Below are 4,143 nucleotides of genomic sequence, written 5' to 3' on the forward strand. Positions count from 1 at the left end.
GTACCCCTCCGGCGAGGGCCGCCTTGCGTGGATAGGTATCGAGCGCTCTTAAGCGTGCTCTTGTGAGCGCGCTTAGGAGTGGTCGATGGGTCAGGTGACGGTGTTTTCGGGGCCGGAGCGGCGGCGGCGGTGGAGCGATGAGGAGCGGCTGCAGATCCTGTCCGAGGCTTTCGCGCCGGGCGCGTGCGTTGCCCAGGTGTGCCGACGGCACGATATTTCTTCGGCGCTGATCTACACCTGGCGGCGCAAGTTGCTCGATGCAGGCGTGGAGCGGGAAGCAGAGCTGCCCGAGGCACTTCCGACGCCGGTGTTCGCCGAAGCGGTGATCGACGAAGATGTGATGGCGGCCGGCGCTGCCGAGCACCCCGCGATGATCATCGACCTGCCGCGCGGCAAGCGGCTGAGCATTTTCGCGGCGGCACCGCCGGCCCTGGTCGCTGCGGCGCTGAAGGGGCTGCGATGATCCCTTCGGGCGCGCGGGTGTGGATCGCGCTCGGCCACACGGATATGCGCAAGGGCATGCAGGGCCTGGCGCTGCTGGTGCAGCAGGGTCTCAAGCGTAATCCGCACGGCGGCGATCTGTTCGTGTTCCGTGGCCGCGCAGGCTCGCTGATCAAGATCATCTGGCACGACGGGATCGGCATGTCGCTCTACGCCAAGCGGCTAGAGAAGGGCCGGTTCGTATGGCCCTCAGCGACTGAGGGAACGGTGTCGCTGACCCCCTCGCAGCTGGCCTGCCTGCTGGAGGGGATCGACTGGCGCAACCCGCAGTATACATGGCGGCCACAGAGCGCCGGATAATCGGCGCGAGGCGGTGTTTTGCCCTTGCAGCAGAGGGTGGATGATGATTCACTCCGGTCTATGGAAGCCGCCATTTCGCCCCTTCCGGACGACGTTGAAGCGCTCAAGGCGCTGGTGGCGGCGATGGCCCGCAAGGCCGATGAGGCAGAGGCCAAGCTTGCCAACGCCATGGCCCACCAGAGCGCCATCGAGGCGCTGATCGCTCACCTCAAGCTGCAGATCGCCAAGCTCAAGCGCGAGCAGTATGGCCCCAGCGCCGAACGCAGCCGCCGTCTGCTCGACCAGATGGAGCTGCAGCTCGAAGAGCTCGAGGCTGATGCCGCCGAAGACGACCTGATCGCCGAGGGAGCGGCGGCCAAGACCGCCACGGTCACCGCCTTCGAGCGCAAGCGCCCGGCAAGGAAGCCGTTCCCCGAGCATCTGCCGCGCGAGCGCGTCGTGGTGCCTGCGCCCTGTTCCTGCCCGGCATGCGGTGGGGATCGGCTCTCGAAGCTCGGCGAGGACGTCACCGAGACACTCGAGGTGATCCCGCGCTCGTGGAAGGTGATCCAGACGGTGCGCGAGAAGTTCTCGTGCCGCGACTGCGAGAAGATCGCGCAGGCCCCCGCGCCCTTCCATGTGGTGCCCCGCGGATGGGCCGGACCCAGCTTCCTCGCGATGCTCCTGTTCGAGAAGTATGGACAGCACCAGCCCCTCAACCGCCAGGCCGAGCGGTTTGCCCGCGAAGGCGTGCCGCTCAGCCTCTCGACTCTTGCCGATCAGGTCGGGGCAGCTGCCCATGCGCTGATTCCGATCTACAAGCTCATCGAGACGCATGTTCTGGCTGCAAACCGGATCCACGGTGACGATACCACCGTGCCGGTCATGGCGAAGGGCAAGACCGATACGGCGCGATTATGGGTTTACGTACGCGATGATCGTCCCTTTGCAGGCACCGATCCTCCAGCTGCCCTGTTCCACTATTCGCGCGATCGGCGCGGCGAGCACCCGCAAGCCCATCTCGCGGCATGGTCCGGCATCCTGCAGGCCGATGCCTATAGTGGCTACAACGATCTCTATCGCGGGGACCGCGCCCCCGGTCCCGTGCTGGAAGCGGGCTGCTTTGCTCATGCGAGGCGCAAGTTCTTCGAGCTCGCCGATGTCCTGAGCTCAGCCCGCAAGAAGAGCCGCGGCCAGCGCGGCAGCATCTATCCGATCGCGCTCGAAGCCGTGCAGCGTCTCGACGCCCTGTTCGACATCGAGCGCGGCATCAACGGCAAGAGTCCTGCCGAGCGGCTCGCAGTCCGTCAGGAACTCAGCGCGCCGCTGATGGCCGAGCTCCACACCTGGCTTACCGCGCAGGTCGCCAAGCTATCGCGCGGTCATGACCTCACCAAGGCCTGCTTCTACATGCTGAAGCGCTGGGATGCGTTCACCCGCTTCCTCGACGATGGCCGCATCTGCCTCACCAACAACGCCGCCGAGCGCGCGCTGCGCTGCATCCCGCTTGGCCGCAAGGCATGGCTGTTCTGCGGATCCGATCGTGGCGGGCAACGCGCCGCCATCATCTACACCCTGATCCAGACCGCGAAGCTGGGCGACGTCGATCCGCAGGCATGGCTTGCTGATGTCCTCGCACGCATCGCCGATCATCCTGCCACCCGGCTCGACGAACTCCTGCCCTGGAACTGGGCGCCCCGTCCGAACGCGATCGCCGCGTAACCCGACCTACACTCCGGTCGGCATCACGCTGCGGCCTTCACCGGACGGATACTCATTGTCAGGTCTCTGAGCAGGATCTGTCAGGAGTGTGCGGTCGCATTAACGATGCGCTGCTTTTCTCCTTGAATTAGCATTTGCATCTAGGCTTTTTGCGTTAGCTTGCACCTTGCAGAGCGCCAATTCGCAAGCTTTGCACCTAGAAATTTTCCACCCACCACAATCTCCTCAACCCAAACCGGTGCCCCGAGGGTCACAAAAACTTGATTATGCAAAAAACTTGGCGACTGCAGACGCTCGGCAAAAGCCGGCCGGGCCAAGGTATCGCACTCCCGATGCCAGCGCATCGCGATACGCTCTCTGGGTGCTGACGTTTCGCCGCAGGCTAAGCTCAGCTGAAGTGATGTGTCGACGGCCCATTTTGAGAACATCTTCCAACCGAAGATGCTTGGCCCGCCCCCCCTTCCTTGTCGGAACATCAGCGAAAAGTTCCGTCACTTCCTGAGGTCCGACGTTGAGTATTTCGCCGGCATCAGCCTTTGAGATCAGATGCGAGAAAGCGGTGTTGCTCGCCACACCCCCTACCGCACAAAACTCCTCGATGACTGAAAGATCCTGCCGCCTGATGAAGATCCTCCGCACCAGTGCTTTTGGACCCGGTTCAATTCGGAACGGGAGAGAGCCATCGAGCAGCTTGCCGAACAGAGTGCTCCATGGCTTTGTCTCTCCGCCGATAACTTTGATGGCGGTGGAGAGGCACATGAGCTTTTCCTCTGCGGCGAGGACACCAGCTCTATAAAGATTGCCCTGCAACGCGTCGCTCGACGCTTGAGCCACCTGTAGCGTGCCATACCTTGCAAGGAAAAAGGGATGTTGCAGAGGCTCTATGAGGCGAGCCTCAGCCAGCTGCTCCGCTCCGTTACGAGAAATGCCCAGTTTCCAAGCAAGGGTGTCGATGCCCAATCGCGACGCCATGCCCTTTTCAATATTCTCAATTTCCTGCCGATCGAACATGGGCTGCGGCCTGCCCATTTCATCGATAACAAATCTGGCGCGGAGAACCCCGTCACGTCGCAATTGTGCGACCTCGGCTGTTCCCATTCCAAGAATTTTTGCAACTTTCTTTATCGGCAGAATGTCTCCCGTCAGCACCTATGGCACAGATTAGAGGTTGTGATTTAAGGAGGATTTGGGCTTCGTCGTAGTGACGAAGGAACGAAGATGAAGCCCAAATCCTCAAGGTCCAAATTGCCTGCCGAGCAGGTCGTAAAGGATATCCGCCGCAAGACTCGGCGGCACTTCTCTGCCGAGGACAAGATCAGGATCGTCCTTGATGGCCTGCGCGGCGATGACTCCATTGCCGAGCTGTGCCGCCGCGAAGGGATTGCGCAGAGCCTGTATTACACCTGGTCCAAGGAGTTCATGGAAGCCGGCAAGCGCCGTCTGGCTGGTGACACTGCGCGTGCTGCGACCACGGACGAGGTGAAGGGTCTGCGCCGTGAAGCGCGCGATCTGAAGGAGTGCGTGGCCGATCTCACTTTGGAGAACCGGCTGCTCAAAAAAAGCATGATCGCGGATGGGGGAGACGAAGAATGAGATATCCCGCATCCGAGAAGCTCGAGATCATCCGGATCGTCGAGCAGT

4 protein-coding genes and 1 pseudogene are annotated in these 4,143 nt (G+C 62.1%); 4 read left to right on the forward strand and 1 reads right to left on the reverse strand.

Translation table 11 applies throughout. The features are described from left to right. Positions 1-85: 85 nt before the first annotated feature. Genes tnpA through tnpC form a run of 3 tightly spaced genes read left to right on the forward strand, consistent with a single transcriptional unit; the run spans position 86 to position 2,502 of the window. On the forward strand, positions 86-463 hold the full coding sequence (tnpA, locus tag D2V17_RS08970) for an IS66-like element accessory protein TnpA (protein ID WP_066843951.1): 378 nt from the start codon (positions 86-88) through the stop codon (positions 461-463). After that, positions 460-801: an IS66 family insertion sequence element accessory protein TnpB gene (gene tnpB / locus D2V17_RS08975; protein ID WP_119592682.1), complete on the forward strand. Its 342-nt coding sequence runs from the start codon at positions 460-462 to the stop codon at positions 799-801. Before tnpA ends, tnpB begins: the two co-directional genes overlap by 4 nt. Before the next feature lie 60 nt (positions 802-861). Continuing rightward, positions 862-2,502: an IS66 family transposase gene (gene tnpC, locus D2V17_RS08980; RefSeq protein ID WP_119592683.1), complete on the forward strand. Its 1,641-nt coding sequence runs from the start codon at positions 862-864 to the stop codon at positions 2,500-2,502. Between the two features lie 264 nt (positions 2,503-2,766). Here tnpC and D2V17_RS08985 read toward each other — a convergent pair whose 3' ends face one another. Continuing rightward, positions 2,767-3,651 (reverse strand): hypothetical protein, encoded by an 885-nt coding sequence (locus tag D2V17_RS08985; protein WP_191229135.1) that lies wholly within the window; start codon positions 3,649-3,651, stop codon positions 2,767-2,769. A gap of 69 nt (positions 3,652-3,720) precedes the next feature. Here D2V17_RS08985 and D2V17_RS08995 point away from each other — a divergent pair. Beyond that, positions 3,721-4,143, forward strand: a pseudogene (locus tag D2V17_RS08995) (transposase); the annotation flags it as partial.

This window comes from Aurantiacibacter xanthus, assembly GCF_003584015.1.
Lineage (GTDB): Bacteria > Pseudomonadota > Alphaproteobacteria > Sphingomonadales > Sphingomonadaceae > Alteraurantiacibacter > Alteraurantiacibacter xanthus.